Annotated in this window: 23 protein-coding genes and 2 riboswitches; of the genes, 9 read left to right on the top strand and 14 right to left on the bottom strand. The window is 74.4% G+C overall.

Annotation, left to right across the window (positions count from 1 at the left end; translation table 11 throughout):
• Nucleotide 1 precedes the first annotated feature (1 nt).
• A riboswitch (cobalamin riboswitch) is annotated at nt 2-209 on the top strand.
• Nucleotides 210-242: 33 nt separating this feature from the next.
• Nucleotides 243-3,944 carry a cobaltochelatase subunit CobN gene (cobN, locus tag ACBR40_RS06215; protein ID WP_371247815.1) on the top strand — a complete coding sequence of 1,234 codons (3,702 nt, stop codon included), beginning with the start codon at nt 243-245 and terminating at the stop codon, nt 3,942-3,944.
• On the opposite strand, the gene ACBR40_RS06210 is transcribed toward cobN, so the two are convergent.
• The 10 genes from ACBR40_RS06210 to ACBR40_RS06165 form a co-directional block, all read right to left on the bottom strand.
• Nucleotides 3,899-5,236 (bottom strand): cobyrinate a,c-diamide synthase, encoded by a 1,338-nt coding sequence (locus ACBR40_RS06210; protein WP_371247814.1) that lies wholly within the window; start codon nt 5,234-5,236, stop codon nt 3,899-3,901. The genes cobN and ACBR40_RS06210 overlap by 46 nt on opposite strands.
• A complete protein-coding gene (gene cobO, locus ACBR40_RS06205; protein WP_371247813.1) occupies nt 5,230-5,832 on the bottom strand; it encodes a cob(I)yrinic acid a,c-diamide adenosyltransferase in 603 nt (200 codons plus the stop codon). Before cobO ends, ACBR40_RS06210 begins: the two co-directional genes overlap by 7 nt.
• 2 nt (nt 5,833-5,834) lie before the next feature.
• Complete coding sequence (locus tag ACBR40_RS06200) at nt 5,835-8,015, bottom strand: VWA domain-containing protein (RefSeq protein ID WP_371247812.1); 2,181 nt, start codon at nt 8,013-8,015, stop codon at nt 5,835-5,837.
• Complete coding sequence (locus tag ACBR40_RS06195; protein ID WP_344207817.1) at nt 8,012-8,566, bottom strand: histidine phosphatase family protein; 555 nt, start codon at nt 8,564-8,566, stop codon at nt 8,012-8,014. Before ACBR40_RS06195 ends, ACBR40_RS06200 begins: the two co-directional genes overlap by 4 nt.
• Before the next feature lie 4 nt (nt 8,567-8,570).
• Nucleotides 8,571-9,362, bottom strand: coding sequence for a CbtA family protein (locus ACBR40_RS06190; protein ID WP_371247811.1), 792 nt, complete (start codon nt 9,360-9,362; stop codon nt 8,571-8,573).
• Nucleotides 9,363-9,370: 8 nt separating this feature from the next.
• Nucleotides 9,371-9,571, bottom strand: a complete 201-nt coding sequence (locus ACBR40_RS06185; RefSeq protein WP_344207819.1) for a CbtB-domain containing protein — start codon at nt 9,569-9,571, stop codon at nt 9,371-9,373.
• 28 nt (nt 9,572-9,599) lie between these two features.
• Nucleotides 9,600-9,738: riboswitch (cobalamin riboswitch) on the bottom strand.
• Between the two features lie 4 nt (nt 9,739-9,742).
• Nucleotides 9,743-11,416: a sterol desaturase family protein gene (locus ACBR40_RS06180; protein WP_371247810.1), complete on the bottom strand. Its 1,674-nt coding sequence runs from the start codon at nt 11,414-11,416 to the stop codon at nt 9,743-9,745.
• Between the two features lie 81 nt (nt 11,417-11,497).
• On the bottom strand, nt 11,498-13,069 hold the full coding sequence (locus ACBR40_RS06175; RefSeq protein ID WP_371247809.1) for a rhodanese-like domain-containing protein: 1,572 nt from the start codon (nt 13,067-13,069) through the stop codon (nt 11,498-11,500).
• A gap of 8 nt (nt 13,070-13,077) precedes the next feature.
• Nucleotides 13,078-13,593, bottom strand: coding sequence for a cupin domain-containing protein (locus tag ACBR40_RS06170; protein ID WP_344207823.1), 516 nt, complete (start codon nt 13,591-13,593; stop codon nt 13,078-13,080).
• Nucleotides 13,593-14,507 carry a LysR family transcriptional regulator gene (locus ACBR40_RS06165; RefSeq protein WP_371247808.1) on the bottom strand — a complete coding sequence of 305 codons (915 nt, stop codon included), beginning with the start codon at nt 14,505-14,507 and terminating at the stop codon, nt 13,593-13,595. Before ACBR40_RS06165 ends, ACBR40_RS06170 begins: the two co-directional genes overlap by 1 nt.
• Before the next feature lie 182 nt (nt 14,508-14,689).
• Here ACBR40_RS06165 and ACBR40_RS06160 point away from each other — a divergent pair, with 182 nt between their 5' ends.
• The 8 genes from ACBR40_RS06160 to ACBR40_RS06125 all read left to right on the top strand — a co-directional run bounded on the left by ACBR40_RS06160 (nt 14,690) and on the right by ACBR40_RS06125 (nt 22,237).
• The gene (locus ACBR40_RS06160; protein ID WP_344207825.1) at nt 14,690-15,796 is read left to right on the top strand and encodes an LLM class flavin-dependent oxidoreductase; all 1,107 of its coding nucleotides are present in this window, start codon (nt 14,690-14,692) and stop codon (nt 15,794-15,796) included.
• Nucleotides 15,793-17,307, top strand: a complete 1,515-nt coding sequence (locus ACBR40_RS06155) for an ABC transporter substrate-binding protein (RefSeq protein WP_371247807.1) — start codon at nt 15,793-15,795, stop codon at nt 17,305-17,307. Before ACBR40_RS06160 ends, ACBR40_RS06155 begins: the two co-directional genes overlap by 4 nt.
• Entirely contained in the window at nt 17,304-18,353 is a 1,050-nt protein-coding gene (locus ACBR40_RS06150; RefSeq protein ID WP_371247805.1) for an ABC transporter permease, read from the top strand. The genes ACBR40_RS06155 and ACBR40_RS06150 overlap by 4 nt, the downstream gene beginning before the upstream one ends.
• Nucleotides 18,350-19,216, top strand: coding sequence for an ABC transporter permease (locus ACBR40_RS06145; RefSeq protein WP_371247804.1), 867 nt, complete (start codon nt 18,350-18,352; stop codon nt 19,214-19,216). The genes ACBR40_RS06150 and ACBR40_RS06145 overlap by 4 nt, the downstream gene beginning before the upstream one ends.
• Nucleotides 19,200-20,027: an ABC transporter ATP-binding protein gene (locus ACBR40_RS06140; RefSeq protein WP_371247803.1), complete on the top strand. Its 828-nt coding sequence runs from the start codon at nt 19,200-19,202 to the stop codon at nt 20,025-20,027. Before ACBR40_RS06145 ends, ACBR40_RS06140 begins: the two co-directional genes overlap by 17 nt.
• Nucleotides 20,024-20,890, top strand: a complete 867-nt coding sequence (locus ACBR40_RS06135) for an ABC transporter ATP-binding protein (protein ID WP_371247802.1) — start codon at nt 20,024-20,026, stop codon at nt 20,888-20,890. The genes ACBR40_RS06140 and ACBR40_RS06135 overlap by 4 nt, the downstream gene beginning before the upstream one ends.
• On the top strand, nt 20,887-21,660 hold the full coding sequence (locus tag ACBR40_RS06130) for an alpha/beta hydrolase (RefSeq protein WP_371247801.1): 774 nt from the start codon (nt 20,887-20,889) through the stop codon (nt 21,658-21,660). Before ACBR40_RS06135 ends, ACBR40_RS06130 begins: the two co-directional genes overlap by 4 nt.
• Before the next feature lie 136 nt (nt 21,661-21,796).
• Entirely contained in the window at nt 21,797-22,237 is a 441-nt protein-coding gene (locus tag ACBR40_RS06125) for a hypothetical protein (protein WP_371247800.1), read from the top strand.
• Nucleotides 22,238-22,287: 50 nt separating this feature from the next.
• Here ACBR40_RS06125 and ACBR40_RS06120 read toward each other — a convergent pair whose 3' ends face one another.
• The 4 genes from ACBR40_RS06120 to ssuE are packed head-to-tail and all read right to left on the bottom strand — an operon-like array spanning nt 22,288 to nt 25,526.
• Nucleotides 22,288-23,169 carry an ABC transporter substrate-binding protein gene (locus tag ACBR40_RS06120; RefSeq protein ID WP_371247799.1) on the bottom strand — a complete coding sequence of 294 codons (882 nt, stop codon included), beginning with the start codon at nt 23,167-23,169 and terminating at the stop codon, nt 22,288-22,290.
• Nucleotides 23,166-24,266 (bottom strand): LLM class flavin-dependent oxidoreductase, encoded by a 1,101-nt coding sequence (locus ACBR40_RS06115; protein ID WP_371247798.1) that lies wholly within the window; start codon nt 24,264-24,266, stop codon nt 23,166-23,168. The genes ACBR40_RS06120 and ACBR40_RS06115 overlap by 4 nt, the downstream gene beginning before the upstream one ends.
• Complete coding sequence (locus ACBR40_RS06110; protein ID WP_371247797.1) at nt 24,256-25,032, bottom strand: LLM class flavin-dependent oxidoreductase; 777 nt, start codon at nt 25,030-25,032, stop codon at nt 24,256-24,258. The genes ACBR40_RS06115 and ACBR40_RS06110 overlap by 11 nt, the downstream gene beginning before the upstream one ends.
• A complete protein-coding gene (gene ssuE, locus ACBR40_RS06105) occupies nt 25,029-25,526 on the bottom strand; it encodes an NADPH-dependent FMN reductase (RefSeq protein ID WP_344207837.1) in 498 nt (165 codons plus the stop codon). The genes ACBR40_RS06110 and ssuE overlap by 4 nt, the downstream gene beginning before the upstream one ends.

Genomic DNA, 25,526 nt, shown 5'->3' with positions numbered 1-25,526 from the left:
GTAACGCCACTTCTGAGGCGGGTCGCTCCTGCCGTAAGCTTCGGCGTAGGCGATGGCAAAGGGAGGAAGCCGGTGCGAATCCGGCGCGGTCCCGCCACTGTGACCGGGGAGCGAACCCCACCACAAGGCCACTGTCCGGCGACGGGCGGGAAGGCCGGGGTGAGCGTCGATCCGGGAGCCAGGAGACTCCTGCCGTCGCAACACCCGCGACCGGGGCGAGGACCCCGAGGGAGGAACGCGCCGTGCCTGGCGACAGCCGTACCGTCCTGCTGCTCTCCACCTCCGACACCGACCTGCTGAGCGCCCGCGCCTGCGGCGCGGACTACCGTCTGGGCAATCCGGCCCGGCTGACCGCCGAGGACCTGCCCGGCCTGACGGAGGGGACCGATCTCGTCGTGGTGCGCCTGCTGGGCGGGCGCCGGGCCTGGGAGGAAGGGCTGGACGCGCTGCTGGCCGGGCCGCGCCCCGTCGTGGTGCTGGGCGGCGAGCAGGCGCCCGACGCCGAGCTGATGGAGCTGTCCACGGTCAGCGGCGGGGTGTGCGCCGAGGCGCACGCCTACCTGGCCCACGGCGGGCCGGCCAACCTGGCGCAGCTGCACGGGTTCCTGTCCGACACCGTCCTGCTGACCGGGCACGGGTTCGAGCCGCCCGCCGCCGCGCCCACCTGGGGACGGCTGGAACGCCCTGCCCGCTCCACCGGCGGCCCCGTGGTCGGGGTGCTCTACTACCGGGCGCACCACATGGCGGGCAACACCGCGTTCGTCGAGACACTGTGCGCCGCCGTCGAGGACGCGGGCGGGCAGGCGCTGCCGATCTTCTGCTCGTCCCTGCGCGCGGCCGAGCCGGAGCTGCTCGACACGCTGCGCGCGGCGGACGCGCTGGTCGTCACGGTGCTGGCGGCGGGCGGCTCCCGTCCGGCCACCGCCGGCGCGGGCGGCGACGACGAGGCATGGGACGTCGGCGCGCTGGCCGGGCTCGACGTGCCGATCCTGCAGGGGCTCTGCCTCACCACCACGCGCCAGGCGTGGGAGGAGAACGACGACGGCCTGTCGCCGCTGGACGCCGCCTCCCAGGTGGCGATCCCCGAGTTCGACGGGCGGATCATCACGGTGCCGTTCTCGTTCAAGGAGATCGACCCCGACGGGCTGACCGTCTACGTCGCCGACCCCGAACGGGCCGCCCGGGTGGCGGGCATCGCGGTGCGCCACGGCCTGCTGCGGCACACGCCGCCCGCCGCGCGGCGGCTGGTGGTGATGCTGTCGGCGTACCCGACCAAGCACTCCCGCGTCGGCAACGCCGTCGGGCTGGACACCCCCGCGAGCACCGTACGGCTGCTGGCCCGGCTCGCCGAGGCCGGCTACGACCTGGGCGACGGCTTCCCCGGCGTGGCCGAGCAGGACGGCGACGCGCTCATCCACGCGCTGATCGCCGCCGGCGGCCAGGACCAGGACTGGCTGACCGAGGAGCACCTGGCGGGCAACCCGGTCCGCATCTCAGCCGCCTCCTACGAGCAGTGGTACCGCACCCTGCCCGCGGAGCTGCGGGAGGCGATCGAGCGGCACTGGGGGCCGCCGCCGGGCGAGCTGTTCGTGCACGAGGGCGAGAACGGCACCGACATCGTGCTGGCGGCGCTGCGGGCCGGCAACCTGGTGGTGATGGTGCAGCCGCCGCGCGGCTTCGGCGAGAACCCCATCGCCATCTACCACGACCCCGACCTGCCGCCCAGCCACCACTACCTGGCCGCCTACCGCTGGCTGTCGGCCGAGTTCGGGGCGCACGCCATGGTGCACGTCGGCAAGCACGGCAACCTGGAGTGGCTGCCGGGCAAGTCGGCGGGCCTGTCGGCGGCCTGCGCCACCGACGCCGCCATCGGCGACCTGCCGCTGATCTACCCGTTCCTCGTCAACGACCCGGGGGAGGGCACGCAGGCCAAGCGGCGCGCGCACGCCGTGCTCGTGGACCACCTGGTGCCGCCGATGGCCCGCGCCGACACCTACGGCGACATCGCCCGGCTGGAGCAGCTGCTGGACGAGCACGCCACGATCGCCGCGATGGACCCGGCCAAGCTGCCCGCGATCCGGGCGCAGATCTGGACGCTGATCCAGGCCGCGCGGCTGGACCACGACCTGGGGCTGGCCGACCGGCCGCACGACAGCGAGTTCGACGACCTCATCCTGCACGTGGACGGCTGGCTGTGCGAGGTGAAGGACGTCCAGATCCGCGACGGCCTGCACGTGCTCGGCCAGGCGCCGACCGGGCAGGTACGCGTCGACCTGGTGCTGGCGATGCTGCGCGCCCGTCAGATGTGGGCGGGCCGGGAGACCCTGCCCGGCCTGCGCGAGGCCCTCGGCCTGGCGGAGGACGGCACGGCGGGGCTGGGCGAGGTGGACCGGGCGGAGTCGGTCGCCCGCGCCCTGGTCGAGGCCATGGAGGAACGCGGTTGGGTGCCCGAGTCGGCACCCGAGGTCGCCCGCGCGGTGCTGGGGGGCGCGCCGGAGGTGGGGTCGGAGGTCGCCCGTACGGCGTCGGGCGGTGCCCCGGAGGTGAGGTCCGCGGTCGCCCGCGCGGCGCTGCACGACGTGCCGCCGGAGCGGGTGGAGCTGGTGGCGCGGGTGCTCGCCTTCGCCGCCACCGAGATGGTGCCGCGCCTGGCCCGCACCACCGACGAGCTCGACCACGTCCTGCACGCCCTGGACGGCGGCTACGTGCCCGCAGGGCCCAGCGGCTCGCCGCTGCGCGGCCTGGTCAACGTGCTGCCGACCGGCCGTAACTTCTACTCCGTCGATCCCCGCGCGGTGCCGAGCCGCCTGGCCTGGGAGACCGGCCAGGCCATGGCCGAGTCCCTGCTGGCGCGTTATCGCGCCGACACCGGCGAGTGGCCGCGCTCGGTCGGGCTGTCGGTGTGGGGCACCAGCGCCATGCGCACGGCCGGCGACGACGTCGCCGAGGTCCTGGCCCTGCTCGGCGTCCGTCCCGAATGGGACGACGCCTCGCGCCGCGTCACCCGGCTGGAGCCGATCCCGCTCGCCGAGCTGGGCCGCCCGCGCATCGACGTGACGGTCCGCATCAGCGGGTTCTTCCGCGACGCGTTCCCGCACGTGGTGAGCATGCTCGACGACGCCGTACGGCTGGCCGCGTCGCTCCAGGAGCCGGCCGAGGACAACTACGTACGCGCCCACGTCGCCGCGTCCGGCGGCGACGAACGCCTGGCGACGATGCGGATCTTCGGCTCCGCGCCCGGCGCGTACGGGGCGGGTCTGCTGCCGCTCATCGACAGCCGCAACTGGCGCGACGACGCCGATCTCGCCGAGGTGTACGCCGTGTGGGGCGGCTACGCCTACGGCCGCGACCTCGACGGCGTCGCCGCCCGCCCGCAGATGGAGGACGCCTACCGCCGCATCGCGGTCGCCGCCAAGAACGTCGACACCCGCGAGCACGACATCGCCGACTCCGACGACTACTTCCAGTACCACGGCGGCATGATCGCCACCGTGCGGGCGCTCACCGGCAAAGCCCCGGCCGCCTACGTCGGCGACAGCACCCGCCCGGACGCCGTACGCACCCGCACCCTGTCGGAGGAGACCTCGCGGATCTTCCGCGCGCGGGTGGTCAACCCGCGCTGGCTGGCCGCCATGCGCCGGCACGGCTACAAGGGCGCGTTCGAGCTGGCCGCCACCGTCGACTACCTGTTCGGCTACGACGCCACGACCGGCGTGGTCGCCGACTGGATGTACGACAAGCTGACCGAGACCTACGTCCTCGACCCCGAGAACCAGGAGTTCATGGCCCGCTCCAACCCGTGGGCGCTGCACGGCATCGCCGAACGCCTCCTGGAGGCCGCCGAGCGCGGCATGTGGGAGCACCCCGACCCGGAGGTCCTGCGCGGCCTGCGCGAGGTCTATCTCAAGACCGAGGGCGACCTGGAGGACGACACCAGCCGCTGAGCCAGGTGCGGCGCGCCCGCCCAGTGCAGGTGCAGATAGGACGCGGTCACGCCGCGGTCGCCGTACCCGTCGTGGCCGCCGTCCCAGCGGAACAGCGGCTCGCCGGTGTACCGGACGGCGGTGCGGTGGAACTCGTGCCCGCGCAGCCGCTCGCCCGCCCTGGTGAGCGGCGAGCGCCGCAGCGCGAGCGCGTCCCGGTAGCCGAGCGTCAGGCGGGACGTCATCCGCGCCCGCCCGGGGACCCGGCCGCACATGCGCCGGCCGTCCAGCTCGTCGCACAGGTACAGCAGTCCCGCGCACTCGGCCGCGATCGGGCCGGGGAAGGCGGCGACCTGCTCGCGCAGCGGCTCGTTGGCGGCCAGTTCGGCGGCGTACATCTCGGGGAAGCCCCCGCCGATCACGAGCGCGCCGGCGCCGTCCGGCAGCCGTTCGTCGCGCAGCGGATCGAAGACGGCGACCTCGGCCCCGGCCGCCCGCAGCAGCTCGGCGTGCTCGGCGTAGCCGAAGGTGAACGCCGCCCCGCCGGCCATCGCGACCACCGTCCGGCCGCCCGCCGCGCCAGGAGCGCCCGGCGGCGGCTCCCAGGCCGGCCCGCCCAGCGGGGGAGCCGAGCGGGCCAGCCGCAGCAGCGCGTCCAGGTCGCACGAGCGGGCCACCAGCGCGGCCAGCCGGTCCACCGCCGCCGGCGCCTCGGCCTTCCGCTCGGCGGCGGGCACCAGCCCCAGGTGCCGGGACGGCGTGGCCACGGCGTCGTCGCGGCGGATCGCCCCCAGCACCGGCACCCCGGCGGCGGCCAGCGCTGAGCGGCACAGCTCCTCGTGCCGGTCGGAGCCCACCCGGTTGAGCACCACCCCGCCCACCCGCACCCGCGGATCGAACGTGGCGAACCCGTGCGCCACCGCCGCCACCGACCTGCTCTGCCTGGCCGCGTCGAGCACCAGCACCACGGGCGCGTCCAGCAGCGTCGCGACGTGCGCGGTCGAGGCGAAGCCGGTGTCCCCCTTGCCGTCGAACAGGCCCATCACGCCCTCGACCACCGCCACGTCGCACCCGGCCGCGCCGTGCAGGAACAGCGGCGCGACCAGCCGCTCGCCGACGAGCCACGGGTCCAGGTTGCGGCCGGGACGGCCGGTGGCGAGGGCGTGGTAGCCCGGATCGATGTAGTCGGGCCCCACCTTGTGGGGCGACACCCTGAGCCCGCGCGCCCGCAGCGCCGCCATCAGCCCCGTGGCCACCGTCGTCTTGCCGCTGCCCGACGACGGGGCCGCGATGACGAGCCGGGGAACTACCACTCGATGCCTTTCTGCCCCTTCTGCCCGGCGTCCATGGGGTGGCGCACCTTGCCCATCTCCGTCACCAGGTCGGCGGCCTCGACCAGCCGCTCGGGCGCGTCCCGCCCCGTGATCACGACGTGCTGGTTGCCCGGCCGCGCCGTCAGCGCCGCCAGCACGTCGTCCAGGTCCAGCCAGCCCCACTTCAGCGGGTACGTGAACTCGTCCAGCACGTAGAACCGGTACGTCTCGGCCGCCAGGTCGCGCTTGATCTGCTCCCAGCCCTCGCGGGCGTCGGCCGCGTGGTCCTCCTCGGTGCCGGGCCGCTGGATCCACGACCAGCCCTCGCCCATCTTGTGCCAGGTCACCGGCCCGCCCTCGCCGCTCTCGCCGAGCACCTTGAGCGCCCGCTCCTCGCCGATGCGCCACTTGGCCGACTTCACGAACTGGAACACCCCGATCGGCCAGCCCTGGTTCCAGGCGCGCAGCGCCATCCCGAACGCGGCCGTGGACTTGCCCTTGCCGGGCCCGGTGTGGACCATCAGCAGCGGCCGGGTCCGCCGCTGGCGCGTGGTGAGGCCGTCGTCAGGCACGACGGCCGGTTTTCCCTGCGGCATGATCAGACCGCCTTCCTGTAGTCACGGACGACCGCCCCGAGGTCGGCCAGGGAGTCGAGGGGCACCAGGCGGGCGCGCAGCCGGGACGCCAGCCGGACGGCCAGGCCGAGCCTGACCGGCCCGCTCTCGCAGTCCACGACCACCGACGCGGTGCCCTTCAGCAGCGCGGCGGCCCGGTCCACGTCGCCGCCCGCCGTGGCCCGGCCGTCGGTCACCAGCACCAGCAGCGGCCGCCTGGCCGGATCGCGCAGCCGCTCCACGCGCAGCACCTCCGCCGCGCGGGTCAGCCCCGCCGCGAGGGGCGTGCGCCCGCCGGTGGGCAGGGACCGCAGCCGGGCCGCGCCCGTCTCCACCGACGACGTGGGCGGCAGCGCCACCCGCGCGCCGGTCCCCTGGAAGGTGATCAGGCCGATCTTGTCGCGCCGCTGGTAGGCGTCCAGCAGCAGGCTGAGCACGGCGGTCTTGACGGCGGTCATCCGCTTGCGGGCCGCCATCGAGCCGCTGGCGTCCACGACGAACAGCACGAGATTGCCCTCCCGGCCTTCGCGCACGACCTCACGCAGGTCGTCGCCGCGCAGCACCAGGCCGGTGCCGTGACGGCCGCGTCCGCGCTGGTGCGGGGCCGCGGCCAGCAGCGTCGCCGGCACGTGCAGGTCGCCTATCGGGCCGTCCGGGCGGCGAGAGCCGGTGCTCCGGCCGCGCCGGGTCCGCGACCGCGACCGCCTGCCCGCCGCGCCCTCGCCGAGCCCCGGCACCTCCAGCAACGGCACCCGGTACGGCGCCGCCACCCCCGCCACCCGGTGCGCGTCGCCGGGCGGCGCGCCGTCCGAGGGCTCCACGGAGTCCGGCGGTCCGGCGTGATCCCGCCCGCCCGATCCTGGTCCCGAACTCGCCGAAGCCGAAGCCGAAGCCGAAGCCGGAGCCGGAGCCGAAGCCGGGTCCGCGCCCATGCCCGCGCCGTCCGGCCCCGCCGCGTCCGCAGGCGGTGGCGAGGTTCCCGCCGAACCACGGCCGTCGCCGCCGGGGCCGCGACGGTCGTTGCCAGGACCGCCGTCGCCGCCCGGACCGCTGCCGTCATCGCCCGGACCGCCGGCGCTGTTCCCTGGACCGCTGCCGTCGTCGCCCCGGCCGCCGCCGCCGTCATCGTCGCCGGGCCCGGGTTCGTCGTCCCCCGCCGTACGCTCCAGCAGCTCCTCAAGCAGCCGCTCGTCCAGCCCCGGCGCGTCGAACGGGTCGCGCCGCCTGCGATGCGGCAGCGACAGCCGGGCCGCCGCCCGCACGTCCTCGGTGGTCACGGCGTCACGCCCCTGCCAGGCGGCGTGCGCGATCGCCGAGTTGGCCGTCACCAGGTCCGCGCGCAGTCCGTCCACCTCGAACGCCGCGCACACCGTCGCGATCTGCCGCAGCCGCGCGTCCGGCAGCCGCACGCCGGGCACGCGGGCGCGGGCGGCGGCGATCCTGGCCGCCAGCGCCGACTCCTCCGCCGCCCAGCGGGCCGCGAACGCCGCCGCGTCCGCCTCGAAGGCCAGCCGCCGCCGCACCACCTCGGCCCGCTCCTCCGGGTCCCGTGACGCCCGGACCTCGACCGTCAGGCCGAACCGGTCCAGGAGCTGCGGGCGCAGCTCGCCCTCCTCCGGGTTCATGGTCCCCACCAGCAGGAAGCGGGCGGCGTGGCGTACCGACACGGACTCGCGCTCGACGTAGCACGTCCCCAGGGCGGCGGCGTCGAGCAGCAGGTCCACGAGGTGGTCGTGCAGCAGGTTCACCTCGTCCACGTACAGCACGCCGCGGTGAGCGGCGGCCAGCAGGCCGGGCTCGAACGCCTTCACGCCCTCCGTCAGCGCCCGCTCCACGTCGAGCGAGCCGGCCAGCCGGTCCTCCGACGCGCCCACGGGCAGCTCCACCAGGGCCGCCGGACGTTCCACGCCCTCGGCCCCCGGCTCGTGCGGCCCGTCCGGGCAGCCGGGGTCGGGCGCGGCCGGATCGCAGGCGAACCGGCACCCCGGCACCACGGCCACCGAGGGGAGCTGGGCGGCCAGCGCCCGTACGATCGTGGACTTCGCCGTTCCCTTCTCCCCGCGTACGAGCACCCCGCCCACCCGGGGTGAGACCGCGTTCAGCACCAGCGCCAGCTTCAGGTCGTCGAGGCCGACGACGGCGCTGAACGGATAGGTGACGATCAAGACTTCCAGACCTTCCGGTTGACATGGGCCACCCGCCAGCCGTCGCGCGTGACGACCAGCTCGGTGGTGGACAGGGGCGCCACATCGAAACGGGCGGTGGCCCGCGGGCCCAGCCCGAGGGCGTGACCGAGCGCCGCCCGGATGGCGCCGGCGTCGCAGACGGCGACCGCCTCGGGCTCGTCCCGTGCCGCTTCGAGCCAGCCGGCGACCCGGACGGCGAGCGCGGCCAGGGACTCGCCGCCGTGCGGGGCGGCGTCCGGGTCGGTCAGCCAGCTCGCCAGCGCCTCCGGCTCCTCCCGCGCCACCCGCTCGTACGGCAGGCCGCGCCACCGCCCGCAGTCCGCCTCCCGCAGGGCCGGAGCCTCACGTGGCTCCAGCCCCAGAGCGGCGGCGGTCCGCCGGGCGGCCCTGGCCGGGGCCACCCACGCGGGGAGCGCGGCGAACCCCAGCGCGGCGGCCCTGGCCAGGCTCGCCTCGTCGGCGTCGTCCTCCTCGCGGGGGAAGCACGCGGCCCGCATGCCCGGCGTCGTGGCGTGCCGGACGAACAGCACCCGCTCAGCCCGGCACGGCGAGGGGCGCGGGAGCCGCCGCGCGCCGCGCCACCCGGTCGCTCGCCCAGCCGAACAGCACGCCGAACGCCGTCCAGAAGACGAGCTGGGTGCCGAGCGAGGCGAGCCTGAACTGCCACAGCAGCGTGGCCGGGAAGCCGTCGGGCACCTCGTCGACCGCCGGCAGCAGCCACCAGGCGGCGGCCACGGGCACGAGGAAGGCGGCCACCGCCGCCACCCACCGTGCCCAGTCGTCCCCGGTGGTGACCCGGCGGGCCGTGGCCACCGCGATCGCCGTCGCGGCCAGCCCCACGAGGATCATCACCACGTAGAGCAGGGTGCGGCTGTCGATGGTCTCCGGGTCGCCCACCGCCGGTGGGTTGGCCGGATATTTCACGAAGGGAACCAGGATGACCGCGCCGAACGCCGTCCCGGCGGCGGCCAGCGCCAGCCGCCCGTCCGAACGCGGCCCGACCCGCCCGCGCAGGCCCGCGAACACCAGGGCGAACACGCCGCCGACGGCCAGCCCGTAGAGCCCGGTGGCCAGGAAGAGCGCGGCCTTCTGCGCCGGCCTGCTGACCGCGGCCCCTTCGCCGTGGTCGTGCGCCGCCTCCCCGGCGGTGTGGTCGTGCGCCGCCTCCTCGGCGGCGTGGTCGTGCGCGGCCGTCCCGGCGGCCGCCTCCTCCAGGGCGATCGCGTCATCCACGCGAGGCTCGCCGAAGACGAAGGCGAAGCCGCCCGCGACGAGTCCGGCCAGCAGCCCCATGAGCAGGCCCCTGACCAGGAGAGTGCGTACCACCCCGCCCCCTAGTGGCAGGGCACGCCGAGCAGATGCCGCCCGTCGTGCATGAGTTCGTGCAGGAATGCTCCCGTCTGGGAGATGGCGCCGTTGTCCATCAGGACGAGGTACGCCACGAGCAACAGCACGGGCACGGCCAGCAGCCAGGGCCGCAGGCGCGGGAAGGGAATGGACGACGGAACGGACGACGGGCTGGACAACCCGCTCATGTGAGCCTCCTCAGGGTGACGCGTCCCATGTTGCGAGGTCACGGTCGCCAAGCGACCTGGCTCCCGGGATCAACGTCCCGGATACAGTGGCGCGTCCGCACCGGCATCTCACCGGATTTCCCTTGGACAACCGTGAAATCTCCCGGAACGTATCCTTTTCTCCCGTTCGCGTCAATGCGTCCCCGGGGCGGGCAGGTCGGCGTGGCAGGCGCCGGAGGCACGGAAGGGCTCGGCGAGCTGGGCGAGGTACGCGGTGGGGTAGTCGGGCTTGGCCGCCATGCCGAGCTGGTCGGAGGTGAAGCGGCGGGCGGGGTCGTAGGAGAAGGTGCCGAGCAGGTGATCCCAGGTCAGGGTGAACAGGCCGAAGTTGACGTCGCCGATCCCGGCCCACTTGAGATGGTGGAAGCGGTGGCCCTCGTTGAGCGCGAGCACGTACGTGAGCGGGCCGACGCGGTAGTCGGCGTTGGAGTGCTGGAGCAGCAGTTGCACGGCGACGGCGACGGCCAGGGCGGAGGCGACATCGACCGGCAGGCCGACGAGGATGAGCGGGGCGACGCCGGCGCCCATCTCCACGGTCTGGTGCAGGGGGTGCTTCATCAGCCCGTTGAAGCCGTAGAAGCGCTTGACGGAGTGGTGGACGGCGTGGAAGCGCCACAGCACGCCGATCTTGTGGCTCGCGTAGTGCGTCAGGGTGATGCCGAGGTCGGCGATCAGGACGGCGGCCAGGACCTGCAGCGCGAAGGGCCATGAACGCGGCCACAGGTCGGCGACCGTGACGGTGGCCGCCAGCAGCGGGATGACGCCGACGCTGACGAGCAGCAGCAGCTCGTTGACCGCCGCGTGGGCGACGTCGCGGGCGCCGTCCCCGGCCGGGCTGTTCCATTCGGCCTCGTACGGCAGGGCGCGTTCGGCCGCGAAGGAGCAGCCGATCGCGGCCGGCAGCAGGCCGACCAGCCAGAGCTTGGAGGCGCCGGAGGCGGCCAGCGCGATGGCGGCGCCGTTGACGCCGAGCAGCATGAACGGGACATATCCATAACGGATGACTGTGCGGTGCATGCCGATCAGCCTCGCGGCGGCCGGCCGTCCGGGGCTTGGACGGATCCGCTGTCTTACCGCCCGCACGAGGTGGATGAGCTGGGAGGGGGCCAGGCCGAACATCTCGTGGCAGACCCGGGTCAGGTGGGAGCCGTCGGCGAAACCCGCGCCGTGCGCGGCCTCGGTCAGCGTGGCGCTGTCGCGGGCCAGCTCGATGGCGCGGCGCAGCCGGGCCCAGCGCACGTAGACCGGGTAGGGCAGGGCGAGCTCGGCGGTGAACAGATGGCCGAGGCGGCTGGCCGACAGGTGGACGGCGCCGGCCAGGTCGGTGAGCCGGACGGGGCCGGCCAGCAGCTCCGGCAGCAGCTCCAGCGCTCTCCGCAGCGCCGGGTGGCGCGGGCCCGGGACCGGGGCCGTCCAGGCACGTACGAGCGCGGCCGGATCGCGGGACTCGTCGCCGGCCGGCACCAGGGCGTGCGCCGCGTCCACCCAGGCGCCGACCCGGTCGCGGCCCGGCCAGGCCGCAGCGGTGAGCAGGTGGCGGCCCGCGCCGCCGGCCGGATCGAGATAGAGCATGTCGGCGCGGGCGCCGGGGCCGCCGCGCACGGCGTGCCTGGCGCGCGGCGGAATGATCGCCGCCCGCACCCGGCGGCGGATGTGGTGGGCGTCGGCCAGCTCCACCGTCCCGGCGGTCACGATGAGGACCTGGAGGGCGGCGTGCGCGTGCGGCTCGGTGGCGCCGACCTCGCCGCTGAAGGCGAGCCAGCCCGGCCGCAGCATAGTCGTCCCCTGCCACCCGGCCGCGGTCATGGCTGTCGTCCTCCACGATCTGGCCGCCGTGGGGGGAGACGGAGTGATCGGCGCGGCGGGCGATCCGCGTCCAGTGTGCCATCAGACCACGCGGAAGTGGTGGGTGCCGTCCCGCTCAAGCTGCTCCACCAGGCCGTACTCCCACGTGAGGTACGCCTCCATCGCCGTCCTGGCGTTGTCGGTCCCCTCGTACGGCCGCCGGTACCGATCAACCGGCTCGACCGCGTAGCGCCCCGGATCCGACTCGACCGGTCCGCGCCAGGCGGCCGTGCCGCCGTCCAGGCCGAACACCGGCGCAGGGGTGAGCCGGCGCAGGTCCGCCGCGGCGAAACGCGCCAGCACGCCGTCCGGGCAGGTGACGACGAACCGGTCAGCCGGGCCGGTCGCGGCGAGCGCGGCGGCCAGCCGTGACCGGATGGCGTACCAGGCGCCGGGGATGTGCCCGGCGGCGTAGTCCCGGCTGGGCGCGACGTCGATGACGACGGTGGAGGCCCCGTCGGCGGCCAGCCAGGCGCGCAGGGTCGCGGCGTCGACGGTGGCGCCCTGCGGCGGCTCCGGGAGGGGATCGTCGAGGTCGCCCCGCCGGGTGAGGTCCCCGGGGGCGGCGGGGCTGATCGCCCAGGTCTCCCAGCCCATCTGGGCGAGCCACGACCCGGTCATCGCGGCCCGGACCCCGTCGTCGTCCACGACGACGATACGGGCGCCGCGCACCGGCGCGTAGTGGTCGGTCTCCTGCACGAGCTGCCCGCCGGGCGCGTGCCGGGAGCCGTCGAGGTGCCCGGCCGCGAACTCGGCCGCCGAGCGGACGTCGAAGACGTAGGTCGTGCGGCCGGGGTCGCGCAGGCCGGGCAGGTCGGCGGCGCCGATGAACCGCACGCCGGCGCGCCGGGCGACGTCCCGGGCCCCGGCCAGGGCGAGGGCGTGGTGCGACTCCGTCACGGCGCGCGGCGCCGCCCTGGTCGCCGCGTGGTCGAGCCGCTGCCCGGCGAGGGTCCAGCCGATGGTGCCGTTGCGCAGCGCCGCCACCGGGTTGGGCAGGCCGGCGTTGATCAGGGACTGGGCCCCGATGATGCTGCGGGTGCGCCCGGCGCAGTTCACGACGACGGGGGTGGCGGGGTCGGGGGCGAGCTCGCGGACGCGCAGCACCAGCTCCGCGCCCGGCACGCTGGTCGCGGTGGGGATGCTCATGGTGTGGAACTCCTCGAAGCGGCGCGCGTCCACGATGACGGGCGGCGTGCCGGCGTCGATGAGCGCCTGGACGTGCTGCGCGGTGAGCGACGGCGTGCCGCGGACCGACTCGACCAGCTCGCCGAACGCCTTGCTGGGCACGTTCACGTCCTGGAAGAGCTCGCCGCCGGCGGCGGTCCAGCCGTCGAGCCCGCCTTCCAGCGCGTCCACGCGCGAGTAGCCGAGGCGGCGCAGGACGTCGATCGCCCGGTGCGCGGGCGCGTCCGCGTCGCCGTAGACGACGATGGGGGTGTCGCGGCGGGGGATGCGCCGCCAGGCGTCCAGCTCCAGCCGGGAGAGGGGAAAGCTGGCCGCCCACAGCGGATGGCCCCGCGCGTGGTCGGCCTCCTCGCGTACGTCGGCGATGACGATCTCGGCGCGGCGCAGCAGCAGCGCGCGGACCTGCGCGGCCGAACGAGCGGACATCGGCGGGCTCAGCGGATCTCGACGTCGGACCAGTCGAGCCCGTCGAGGTTGACGACGATCGCCTCCTGGGTGGTGCGGGCGATGACGACGACGGCCTCGGTGTCGGGGTCGGGGTTCTCCTCGCGGTGCGGGACGAACGGTGGCACGAAGATGTAGTCGCCGGGACCGGTGCTGATGCGGTGTTCGACGGGTTCGTCGCCCTCCACGTCCAGGAATACGAAGACCGGGTGCCCGGACACGACGTAGATCGCGGTCTCGGACGCCCCGTGGTGGTGGTTGCCCGACGCGGTCGCCGCGGCGACGTGGGTCTGCCCCATCCAGAGGTTCTCGGCGCCGACCGTCTTGCCGCTGACGGCCTCCAGCCGCGTCATCCCCGAGGTCTGCGAGGTCCGGCCGATCAGGCCGGCGGGGGCGACGTGGTGCAGGGTGCGGTGGAACGGGTCGATGCCGGCGGGCACGAGGACGCCGCTGGGCGTACGGACGAGGTCACGGCCCGTCGGGCGGGACGGCTGGCGGTCGGGCATCAGGCTCCTTTGGCGAGGACGAGGTCGTGCGGTGGCACCTTGGTCAGGACCGGGGTCGTCAGGAGGCGGCGCAGCGTGTCCGCCACGCGCTCGGCGACCGCCGGCGCGACGCCCTGGCAGGTCCACAGCGCCAGCGGCAGGGGCTTCGGCCTCGGCAGGTCGTCGCGGGGCACGAGCCCTTCCGGGGTCTGGCCGAGGGTCGCCAGCAGCGCCACGCCCGCGCCGGCGCTGACGGCGGCCTGCACGCCGGCCAGCTGGTTGGCCTCGGCGGCGATGGCGACGGGGATCGCGTGGTGCGACAGGGTCACCAGAGCGCGGTCGCGGAGGGCGCAGGGGTGGTCGAAGGCGACGAGCGGGAGCGGCCTGCCCTGCCTCGGCGGCGTCCAGCCGGGGGCGGCGTACCAGGTGAGCGCGAGGTCGCCGACCGGGGTGGCGCGCGGGTCGTCGGCGGGGCCGATGAGCAGGGCCAGGTCGATGCGTCCGGTGGCGAAGCTCTCGCGGAGCCTCGCCCCGCGGTCGATCCTGAACCTGACGCCGTAGCGGGGCCCGGCCCCGTCGAGTGCGGCCCCGTCGAGCGCGGCCGCCAGATGCGGCAGCAGTTGCGCCGCCGCGTGCTCGGTCGAGCCGATGACGATCGTGCCGCGCGCCTCGTCGTCGAAGCTGCGCAGCCCTTCGTCGTGCAGCGCCAGGATGCCACGCGCCAGGCCCAGCAGTTTCTCGCCGTCGGCGGTGAACCGGGAGCCGCGGCCGCTGCGCTCCACGAGTGGGCGGCCGATCGCGGACTCCAGCCGGCGGACGTGCTGGCTCACCGCTCCCTGGCTGAGGTGCAGGGCGTCGGCGGCGCGCTGGAAGCCGCCGGCGTCGGCGACAGCGACGAAGCTGCGCAACGGTGCGATGTCCAGCGTACGGTTCATACCCGGAATCATACCTATTATTCCTACCTGATGTAAGGGTATTTATCACGTGACGTGATGGCCCGCGATCACGAAGCGTCGTTGGACACCCCGGCAGGCGACACCGCAGGCTGACAGGTGTGCACCAGCCGGCGGTGCTCCCCATCTCTGCAGCAGTCCACCCGTCTGAAAGGCTCGCTACTTTGTCGATCCAGATCCTGGGGATGGTCTCGACCGCCTACGGCTCGGAAAGCGCCGGCTGGCAAGGACCGGTCGTCGATCCCGGCTACCTCGCCGACTTCGCCCGCGCCCACGAGGAGGCCGGTTTCGACCGCGCGCTCGTCGCGCACAGCGCCACCTCGCCCGAGGGCTTCGCCGCCGCCGCGCACGTGCTCTACAACACCGAACGCCTCGGCGTCCTCATCGCCCAGCGGCCCGGATTCATCCAGCCCACCCTGACCGCGCGTAAGCTCGCGACGCTGGACAACCTCACCGGCGCCGGCCGCGTCGCGATCCACCACATCACCGGCGGCAGCGACACCGACCAGCGGCGCGACGGCGACTTCGCGGACAAGCAGGCCCGCTACCGGCGCACCGCCGAGTTCATCGAGGTGCTGAGGCGCACCCTCACCTCCGACGAGCCCTTCGACCACGCGGGGGAGTTCTACCGCTTCGAGGGCGCGTTCAGCTCGGTCAAGCCCCACGGCCCGGTGCCGATCTTCTTCGGCGGGCAGTCCGACGACGCGATCAGGGTGGGCGGGCGCTGGGCCGACGTCTACGCCCTGTGGGGAGAGCCCCTGGCCCAGACGCGCGAACGCATCGACCTGATCCGCGCCGAGGCCGCGCGGCACGGCCGCGAGATCGGCTTCTCCCTGTCCGTACGCCCGATCGTCGCCGAGACCGAGGACGCGGCCTGGGAGCGGGCCGACGGCATCCGCCGCGCCTTCGAGGACAACCTCGCGCGCAGCGGCGGCGGACCGTGGCGGATCGGCCGCGGCGACAACACCGCCGTCGGCGCCAAGCGGCTCAAGGACGAGGCGGACGAGAAGCTCGTGCACGACGAACGCCTCTGGTTCGGCGTCACCCAGCTCACCGACGGCGGCGGCAACTCCACCGCCCTGGTCGGCACGCCCCAGCAGGTCGCCGACGCCCTGCTGAAGTACTACGACCTCGGCGTCCGCACCTTCCTCATCCGCGGCTTCGACCCGGTGCGGGACGTACGCGACTGGGGCCGGGAGCTGGTCCCGCTGCTGCGCGCCGGCGCGGCCGCCCGCGAGGAAGCCCTCGTCACCACGGGGCCGGGCCGATGAGGACGAGATGGGCCGCCGGCCTCGTGGCGCTCCTGCTGACCGGCTGCGCCTCCCCCGCGCCTGTCGGCGAGGCCGCCGCCGGATCGGCCGCCGGCGGGCGCGGCGACACCCTGACGTGGGGCTGGTCGCTGCCCTCGACCTGGGACCCGGTGACCTCGGCGGTCGGCAACGACGTCCACGCGCTGACCCTCGTCTACGAGGGGATCACCGAGGTGGACGAGAAGGGCGAGGCCCAGCCCGGCCTCGCGCGGTCGTGGACGTACGCCAAGGACGGCCGCTCGGTCACCTTCCACCTGCGGCCGGGCCTGACCTTCTCCGACGGCACGAAGCTCGACGCGGCCGCCGTCAAGGCGAGCCTGGAACGCGGCAAGACCGCCAAGGACTCGACGATCGCGCCGCAGCTGGCCACCGTCGAGCGCATCACCGCCGACAGCGCCACGGACGTGACGCTGCACCTCACCCAGGTGGACTACCAGATCCCGCTGCTGCTGTCGGGCAAGACCGGGCAGATCGTCAGCCCGACGGCGGCCAAGGACCCGGCGAAGCTGGCCACCCAGCCGGTCGGCGCCGGGCCCTTCATCCTGAAGAGCTACGTGCCCGGGTCGCAGGCGACGCTGGTGAAGAACCCGGCGTTCTGGAACGCGGGCGACATCCTCGTCACGAACTTCGTGCTCAAGCCGACGCCCGACCCGTCCGTGGCGGTCGCGGGCCTGCGCTCGGGCCAGTACGACCTCGCCGACCTCACCGCCTCACAGGTCGGCGGGGTCGAGGCCGCCGGGTTCCCGGTCGTGAAGACCGACGTGCTGCCGGTCCGCGTCCTCGACGTGAACAACACCGTCAAGCCGTTCGACAACCCCAAGGTCGTCCAGGCGATCAGCACCGCGATCGACCGGCAGGCGCTGGTCGACACGGCCAACTTCGGGTACGGCCGGCCGGTCTGGCAGCCGTTCCCCCAGGGCTACGTCGCCCACGACCCCGGTCTCGACAACCTCTACCCGCACGACGTGGCCAAGGCGAGGCAGTTGCTGGCCGAGGCCGGATACCCGGACGGCGTCGACGTCCAGCTCGCGCTCGGCAGAGCCGACGACCCCGTCGGCGAGCTGATCCAGCAGCAGCTCAACGCGGCCGGCATCCGCACGACGCTCACCGTTCTGACGCCCGGCGTCAACAACTACATCACGCGCAAGTACCCGTTCGTGCTCGACCAGTTCAACGCCCGCCAGTCGCCGGTGCAGGCGCTGCAGGTGCTGTTCGGCGCGCAGGGCCTGATGAACCTCGGCAAGACCACCCCCGCCGAGCTGCCCGCCGCGGTCGCCAAGGCGAGCGGGCACGCCCTGACCGATCCCGCCTACCCGGCGGCGATCCAGGCCGCCACCAGGATCGCGGTGACGAACATGCCGAACGTGTTCCTGTACTCGGTGACGCGCTTCGCCGCGCACACCCCGAAGGTGCACGGCCTGCGCAACTGGGTGGACATCCAGCGCTTCGAAGGCGTCTGGGTGGACAAGTGACCACGCTGAACGTACGCGACACGACCGGCCGGCCGGGCACCGCCGCCACCCCGGCGGGCCCCGCCCGGCCGGGGCCCGGGGGGCGGGCCGTCGCGCGGACCGCCGCCGCGCTCGGCCGGGCCCTGCTGATCGCGGTCCCCGTGCTGCTCGTGTCCACCTTCATCACCTTCATGCTCGGCGGGCTGACGGACCAGGACCCCGCCTCGGTCGTGCTCGGCGACTCCGCCACCCCCGCCGACGTGGCGCGGATGCGCGAGGTGTTCGGGCTCGACCGGCCGCTGCCGGAGCGCTACGCGCTGTGGCTGTGGGACGCCCTGCACGGCGACCTCGGCTCCTCCTGGTTCACCAAGATCCCCGTGGCGCAGAGCATCGCCGAGCGGCTGCCGGTGAGCCTGTCCGTGGCCGCCGGGGCGCTGCTCATCGCCGTCGTGCTCGGCGGCGTCTTCGGCGTCCTCGCCGCCGTACGGCAGGGCGGCCGGCTGGACCGCGCCGTCACGGTCGTCACCTCCCTGCTGGCGACCGTGCCCGGGTTCGTCGCCGCGATCGCTCTCATCACGGTGTTCTCGCTGCTCGTGCCGGTGCTGCCCTCGGGCGGCTGGGCGCCTCCGTCCGACGGGCTGCTGACCTGGGCGAGCTTCCTCGTGCTGCCCAGCGTGTCGCTGAGCCTGGACGCCGCGGCGGACGTCGCCCGCCAGCTGCGGACCGGGATGGCCGACACCCTGCACGAGAACTACGTCGTGGGCGCGCAGGTGCGCGGCCTGCCGGCGTGGCGCATCGTCCTCGTCCACGCGCTGCGCAACGGCGCGGGACCCGCGGTCGCCGTGCTCGGCATGCACGTGCCACGGCTGATCGGCGGGGCCGTCATCGTCGAGACCGTGTTCGCGCTGCCGGGCATCGGCGAGCTCACCAAGACGGCGGCGCTCGGCGGTGACGTGCCCGTCGTGCAGGGGGCCCTGCTCGTCACGATCGGCGTCGTGCTGATCTCCTCCGCGCTCGTCAACGTCCTGCTGGTCAAGCTGCGTCCCGCCGCCAGGAGGGAAGTATGAGGACCGTCACCGGCGTCCTGCGCACCCGCGCGGGCGTCGTCGCCGCGGCCGTGCTGGCGGCGGTGCTCCTCCTCGCGGTGCTCGGGCCTCTCCTCGCGCCGTACGACCCGCTGAGGAACAGCGCCGAGATCCTCCGGCCGCCGAGCGCGGCGCACTGGTTCGGCACCGACTACCTCGGCCGCGACGTGCTGAGCCGGGTCCTGGCGGGCGCGCCCCGGTCGGTGTTCACCGCCTTCGAGGCCGTCGGCATCGGCCTCGTCATCGGCGTCGTGCCCGGCATCACCTCCGTGTACCTCGGACGCGGCTACGAATGGGTCACCCTGCGGGTCATGGACGGGCTGATCGCGCTGCCGTTCCTGATCTTCGCCATCGCGGTGGCCGCGCTGCTCGGCAACGCCGTCCACCAGGCGATGATCGCCGTCGGCATCCTGCTCGCGCCGTCGTTCTACCGCATCACCCGCGCCGCCGCCCTCAGCCACGCGAACGCGCAGTACGTCACCGCCGCGCAGCTGTTCGGAGCCTCGGCGTGGCGGGTGCTGCGCACCCACGTGTGGTCGAAGATCCTGCCGACGCTCGTCGTCGCCACCGCCAACGCCACCGCCGGCGGCCTGCTGATCGTCTCGTCGCTGACCTTCCTCGGCATCGGCGTCGTACCGCCCGAGCCCACCTGGGGCGGCATCGTCGCCAGCGACCTCGGCTACCTGGCCCAGAGGCCGTACGGGCCGGTGTTCCCGTCCCTGTTCATCATGGCGGCCGTCGGCGCGCTCAACCTGCTCGCCGACGCGATCAGGGACACCGGCGGCGACCACGGACGGGCACGCGCCCTGACGAGAAGAGGAGCACGCCGTGCCCGCCTCACCTGACCCCGCGCTGCTGTCCGTACGCGGGCTGCGCGTGAGCGTCGCCGACGGCACCGAGGTCGTCCGCGGGGTGGATCTCGACGTCCCCCGCGGCTCGGCCGCCGGGCTGGTCGGCGAGTCCGGCAGCGGCAAGACCCTGACCTGCCGGGCCGTCCTGGGGCTGCTGCCCGCCGGCGTCGCGGTCACCGGGGGCGGGATCAGCCTGAGGGACGTCGAGCTGACGGCGCTGCCGGCCGCCGAGCGGGCGCGGCTGCGCGGCACCGGGCTCGCGGCCGTGTTCCAGGATCCCGCCTCGTACCTGAACCCGTCGATCACCGTCGGCGCGCAGCTCGCCGAGGTGCTGCGGGTCAAGGCCGGGCTGGCCCGCCGGGCGGCGCGGGAGCGGGCCGTCGAGCTGTTGCACGCCATGGGGCTGCGCCGCCCCGAGCACGTCTACACGCAGTACCCCTTCGAGCTGTCGGGCGGGATGCTGCAGCGCGTGCTGATCGCGATGTCGATCACCGCCGACCCGGACCTGCTGATCGCCGACGAGGCGACCACGGCACTCGACGTGACCGTGCAGGCCGAGGTGCTGGAGCTGCTGTCCGACCTGCGCCGCGACCGGGGGCTCACCCTTCTCGTCGTCTCCCACGACCTGGCCGTGATCGCGCAGGTGTGCGACACCGTCCACGTGTTCCGTGACGGCGTCGTCGTCGAGGCGGGGCCCACCCGGCAGGTCCTGCGTGCGCCGCGTCATCCGTACACGCGCGAGCTGATCGCCAACCACGAGCGCTTCGGCATCGACCGGGTGCGCGAGCAGAGGAGCCGGCGATGACCGAGCTGCTGAACGTCTCCGGCCTGCACGTCGCGCTCGGCCGCGGCCGCAGGCGCACCGAGATCCTGCACGGCGTCGATCTCACGGTCGCGCCCGGCGAGATCGTCGGGCTGATCGGCGAGACCGGCTCGGGCAAGACCACCCTCGCCCGCGCCGTGCTCGGCCTGGCACAGGCCAGGAGCGGCACGGTCACGATCGGCGGGCACGAGGTCGGCGGGCTGCGCGGCCGCGCGCTGCGCGCCTTCCGCCGCGGCGGCGCCGTCCAGTACGTCTTCCAGGACCCGCTGCGCAGCCTCGACCCCGACCGCACCGTCTTCGACACGCTCGTGGAGGGGCTCGTCGTACGCGGCGGGCACGGCCGCGCCGAGCTGCGCGACGCCGCGCACGAGGTCGCGGGGCTCGTCTCCCTGCCGCTCGACCTGCTGCCCAGGCACCCCGGCGAGCTGTCCGGCGGCCAGCGGCAGCGGGTCGCCATCGCGCGGGCCATCGCGGTCGGCCCGCGGCTGCTGATCTGCGACGAGCCGGTCAGCGCCCTCGACGCCTCGACCCGCATCACGATCCTCGAACTCCTGCTGCGCCTGCGCGAGAGCCACGGCATCGGCGTCCTGCTGATCACGCACGACCTCGGCTCGCTCGGCGGCGTGGCGGACCGCGTCGTCGTGCTCTACCAGGGTCAGGTGGTGGAGACGGGCACCACCCAGGAGATCCTGCTGGCCCCGCGGCACCCCTACACCCGCCTGCTCGTGACATCCGTGCCGTCGATCAGGGACGAGGAACCGCCGGACCCCGAGCTGCGGCGGGCCCTGCGCGACGAAGTGCACGCCCTCGCCACCCACCATTCCGCCCCCTGGAGCCTGACATGACGTACAGCACCGACCACCACGCCCCCGAAGGGCTGCGGACCAGGGGCACGGTCATCGTCGTGCCGGGCCGCGGCGAAACCCGCGCGAGCTACGCGCGCTTCGGCTCGCGGCTCGCCCACGACGCCTACCGGGTGCGGGTCGTGGACCCGCCGGCCGCCGACCCGGCCCACGTCGCGCCCTTCCTGGACGCCCTCGCCCGGCGGCTGACGGAGGCCGTCGAAGGCGTCGCCGCCGAGACGCCCGACGGGCTGCCGCGCCCGCTGGTGCTGGTGGGCTCCGACCTGGGCGCGGCCGGGCTCGCCGCCCTGCTCGCCTCGGAAGCCTCGGAGGCGGTGTGGTGGCCGCAGGCGGCCGTGCTCGCCGGCCTGCCCGGCGACGGCGCGCGGGCCGCCGGCCGGTGGGAGGACGAGCTCGACGTCCGGACCCACTGTCCCACGCACCGCGGCGTCCTGACCGGCGACGCGGCCGTGCGGCGCGGCGCCCTGGCCGGCGCCCTGCCTCGGGAGCTGCTGGACGCCGCCTACGCGAGCCGTGCGGAAATCCCGCACCTGCTGCTGGTCGGGGACGCCGATCCGCTGGCGGACCGGGCGGCGATCGCGCGGGCGGCCAGGACGCTGCCGAAGGCGCGGCTCACCGTCGTGCGCGGCGCCCACCACGACGTGCTCAACGACGTGCAGCACCGCTCGGTCGCCGCCGAGATCGTCACGTTCCTGGAGGCGCTGCGGGAGGAGCTGATCCCGGCCGTCACCGTGGAGACGAGCGCCTGGTGACCCCCGCTGGTGGTTTAGGCGAAATGCGGGAATGCCGACCCTTTGCCAGGTCATCGATTGCGGCAGATGGTCCACATCTGTCACATGGGTATCTGCTGTATGCCGAAATCGCGGCATTCACAGAAAAGAAAGCACGATGATCTCACCAAAGCACATATTCGCCTGGGCCACCGCGGCGATCACCGGAGCCCTCATGGCCGCCTCGTTCCAGACACCGGCGATCGCCGGCGAGGGCCCGGAGCCCGGCGACGACGGCTTCAGGTACGACGCGCCGATCAGCCGGCCGATCGCCGCGCCGGTCGCCGGGTACGAAATCGTCCGAGGGCGCCGGGTCACTCTGACGGGCGACGGAACCGTAACGAGCATAGCGACATGCGATGACGGCAGGAGGGTTCTCGGCGGAGGCTGGACCTCGGACGACGCGGACGACGTCGTGGTGTTGGACAACCGCGCAATTGGGAATGGCGCCTCGTGGGAGGTCAGATTCCGTCAGGCCCCAAGCGGCGACGGGACCACCCCTACCGCCAGGGCCATCGCCCAGTGCGCGTTCGTGCGGGTAGCTGCCCAGTCTGACTGACGAAAAGGCCGTCCCGGTCCATGAACCGGGACGGCCTCAGCCGTTCCGCATCACCGGGTGCGCGCTACCAGCTCCCCGATCTCGGGAAGCACCGCGTCCGCGACCGTGATCTTCCGCTCGATGAGCCCGTTGGCGTGGAAGAGGTCGGCGGCGTGCTGCTGCTCGGCGACGAACTCCTCGCTGACCGGGTGCAGGCCCCAGGGGCGGGTGCGTAGCGCGTGCTCCCAGGCGTCGAGGTCGCCGTCGAACAGGGCGGCGGCCTCGCGCGGGTGCTCCTCCGTCCAGCGGTCCGCCCGCTGCAGCGCGGTGACGATCGCGGCCAGCTCCTCGGGCCGCTCCCGCGCGAAGTCGCGGCGGGTGAACCAGAGCGAGCGGTGGCTGAACAGGCCGTCGGTCTCCACGAGCGTACGGGTGCGCGACTCGACCGGCGTCAGGTACGGATAGGAGCCCACCCAGGCGTCCACGTCGCCGTTCACCAGCAGCTCGGCGGCGTTGCCGTAGGCGTCCACGGGGACGATGTCGCCCCACCCGAGCCCTTCGCGCTCCAGCGCCAGCAGCAGCAGCGTCGTCTGCCATGAGCCGTGCCCGAGCGCCACCCGCCTGCCCTTGAGCTCCGCCACGGAGCCGATCGGCGAGTCGTCCCGCACCACCAGGCGGCCGTTCTCGACGCGCGGCTCCGAGATCGCCACGTACACGATGTCGTGGCCCTTGGCCTGCGCGGTCACCGGGGGAGTGGAGCCGGTGCCGATGAAGTCGTAGCCGCCGTCGAACAGGTGGTCACCGTGCGCGGAGGGCAGGGCGCGGGTGGGATCGACGCGCTCGCCCCGGCCGAGGGCGTTCAGGTCCACCCACTCGACGCCGGGCAGCAGGTCGCGGTGGCGGGCCACCCAGAGCGTGTTGTTCTGCGGGAAGAAGCCGACCTTGGTGGTCATGACGTACGTCCTTTCAGTAGCGGGAGAACATGGCGGCCCACGCGGCGGGCCTCTTCGAGATGGGGGATCCCGGCCAGGATGAACGCGTCCACGCCGAGGTCCAGGAGCTGGTCGAGGCGTTCGGCGACCTGGTGGTAGTCGCCGACCAGGCCGAAGGCCGGCCCGTCGCGCAACTGGCTGAACCCGCCCCACACGTTGGGCGCGACCTCCAGCGCGCGGGGATCGTCACCGGCGTCGGCGAGGAAGGCGCGGCTGCGCCGCACGCCGACGGAGTCGCCCTCGGCGCCGCCGCTCTCGCGTGGCCTGGCCCGCCAGCCCTCCTCGATCTCGGCCCACGCCTCCTGCTCGCTCTCGCGGGCGAGCAGGTCCACCCGGACGGCGAAGCGGGGCGGGGTCCGGCTGTGCGCGCGTACGGCGTCGAACTTCTCCGCCAGCGCCTCGAACGGCTCCAGCCACGACAGGTAGTAGTCGGCGTGCCGGCCGGCCGCGTCGATGGCGGCCGGCGAGGAGCCGGAGAAGAAGATCTCCGGGAACGGCTGCCCGCGCAGCTCCTCCGGCAGCCCGGCGTCCTCGACCTGGTAGAAGCGTCCGTGGTGGGTGTGCCCGCCCTGCCAGACGCCCTTGAGCACGTCCAGGAACTCCGAGGTCCGCGCGTAGCGGTCGTCGTGGTCGACCTTGTCGCCCCACCACAGCTGCGCGGGGCCGCCGCCGCCGGAGATGACGTTGTAGACGATCCGCCCGCCGGTCGCCCGTTGCAGGGTGGCCGTCATCCGCGCGGCCTGGACGGGGTGCAGGAAGCCGGGCTGGAAGGCCACCATGAAGCGGTACGACGTGGTCTCGCGGGCCAGCGTCGCGGCGGCGGCCCACGGGTCGTCGGTGTGCGGGAAGTTCGGCAGCAGCCCGCCGACGAAGCCGCTGTCCTCGGCGGCCCTCGCGACCTCGGCCATGTAGTCGGCGTGGCTGTAGCCGTCGTCCTTGCCGTCCCTGGTGCCCGGTGCGGTGCCGCCGGGGGTGAAACCGCCGCGGCTGCGGACCCGGCGGCGCAGCGAGGACTGGTCGCCCTCCATGTGGATGCGCCAGTAGATGTCAACGGTCAAGAGCCCGCTCCTTCACGTGCTCGCCGAGGCGGTAGACGTCCTCGGTCTGGAGGAAGAACTCGGTGACCCCGAGGGCGGCGTACTCCTCGGCGGCGTCGAGCGAGGGCAGGTGCACGCCGTAGCGCAGGCCGGGCAGTTCGGGGACGAGGGCCGCAAGGTCGTCGCCGGCCGCGAAGACGTGCACGTCGGCGTGGCGGCGCGACAGCTCCAGCGCCTCGGGCGAGGTGCCCGACAGGTGCACCTCGGGGAAGGACGACGACGACAGCGGCCCGGCGAACCCGCCCTTGACCACCTCGTAGAAGTCGCCGCCGAAGTCGAACGGGCCGCCGCCCCAGACGCCCTTGGCCACGGTCAGGAACTCGTCGGCGCGCCTCACCCGGGCCGCGCCGGTCAGGAAGTCGCCCTGCGCCCTGGCCACGGCCGGGTCCACGTCCACGGCGAGCCGCCAGCCGAGCCGTCCGGCGGAGAACCGCTGCAGGGACGCCGCCAGCTTGGCCGCGTAGACCGGGGTGGCCACGGCAGGGTGGAACTCGGCGACGACCCGCAGGTGGCGGGTGCGGCGCAGGGCGCCGGCGGCGACGGTGAGCGACTCCTGCCCGCCGGGGTCGAAGGGCACGAGCGCGCCCGCCCACCCGGACAGGTCCGCGGCCACGGCGGCCCGCCCGGCGGGGTCGGCGAGCGCCGGCCGTACGTCGGTGACGAAGGCGGGCAGCTCGGCGGCGGCGGGGCTCCTGGTGGGCAGGACCACGTGGAAGCGCGCGCTCATGCCGCCGCCCCCAGCGGAACCTCTCCCAGCAGGGCGTCGATCCGCGGCAGCAGCTCCTGCGCCAGCGGTTCGATCTGGGTGTCCAGCACGAACAGGCCCCGCGTGACGTGCCGCGCGCCGAGCACGCTCAGCACCGGCCGCAGGGCGTAGTCCACGGCCAGCAGGTGGGCGGCGGTGCCGCCGGTGGCGACCGGCACCACCGTCTTGCCGGCGAACGCGCCCTGCGGCAGCACGTCCAGGAACGCCTTCAGCAGCCCGGTGTAGGACGCCTTGTAGATCGGGGTGGCGACGACGATCGTGCCGGCCGCGGCCACCTGCCCGGCCGCGCGGGCCAGGTCGGGGTGGGCGGTGTCGCCGCGCAGCAGGGCCTCGGCGGGCAGGTCGCGCAGGCGCAGGACCGTGGCGGGCCGGTCCAGCCGATCGGCGAGGTGGTCGAGCAGACGTACGGTGCGGGAGGCGGCCGATGGGCTGCCGGAGATGAGCAGGACGGACAT

This window comes from Nonomuraea sp. AD125B (genome assembly GCF_041402765.1).
Classification (GTDB): domain Bacteria; phylum Actinomycetota; class Actinomycetes; order Streptosporangiales; family Streptosporangiaceae; genus Nonomuraea; species Nonomuraea bangladeshensis.
Note: the sequence above shows the minus strand (reverse complement) of the source record. Positions and strands in the feature narration are given on the sequence as shown.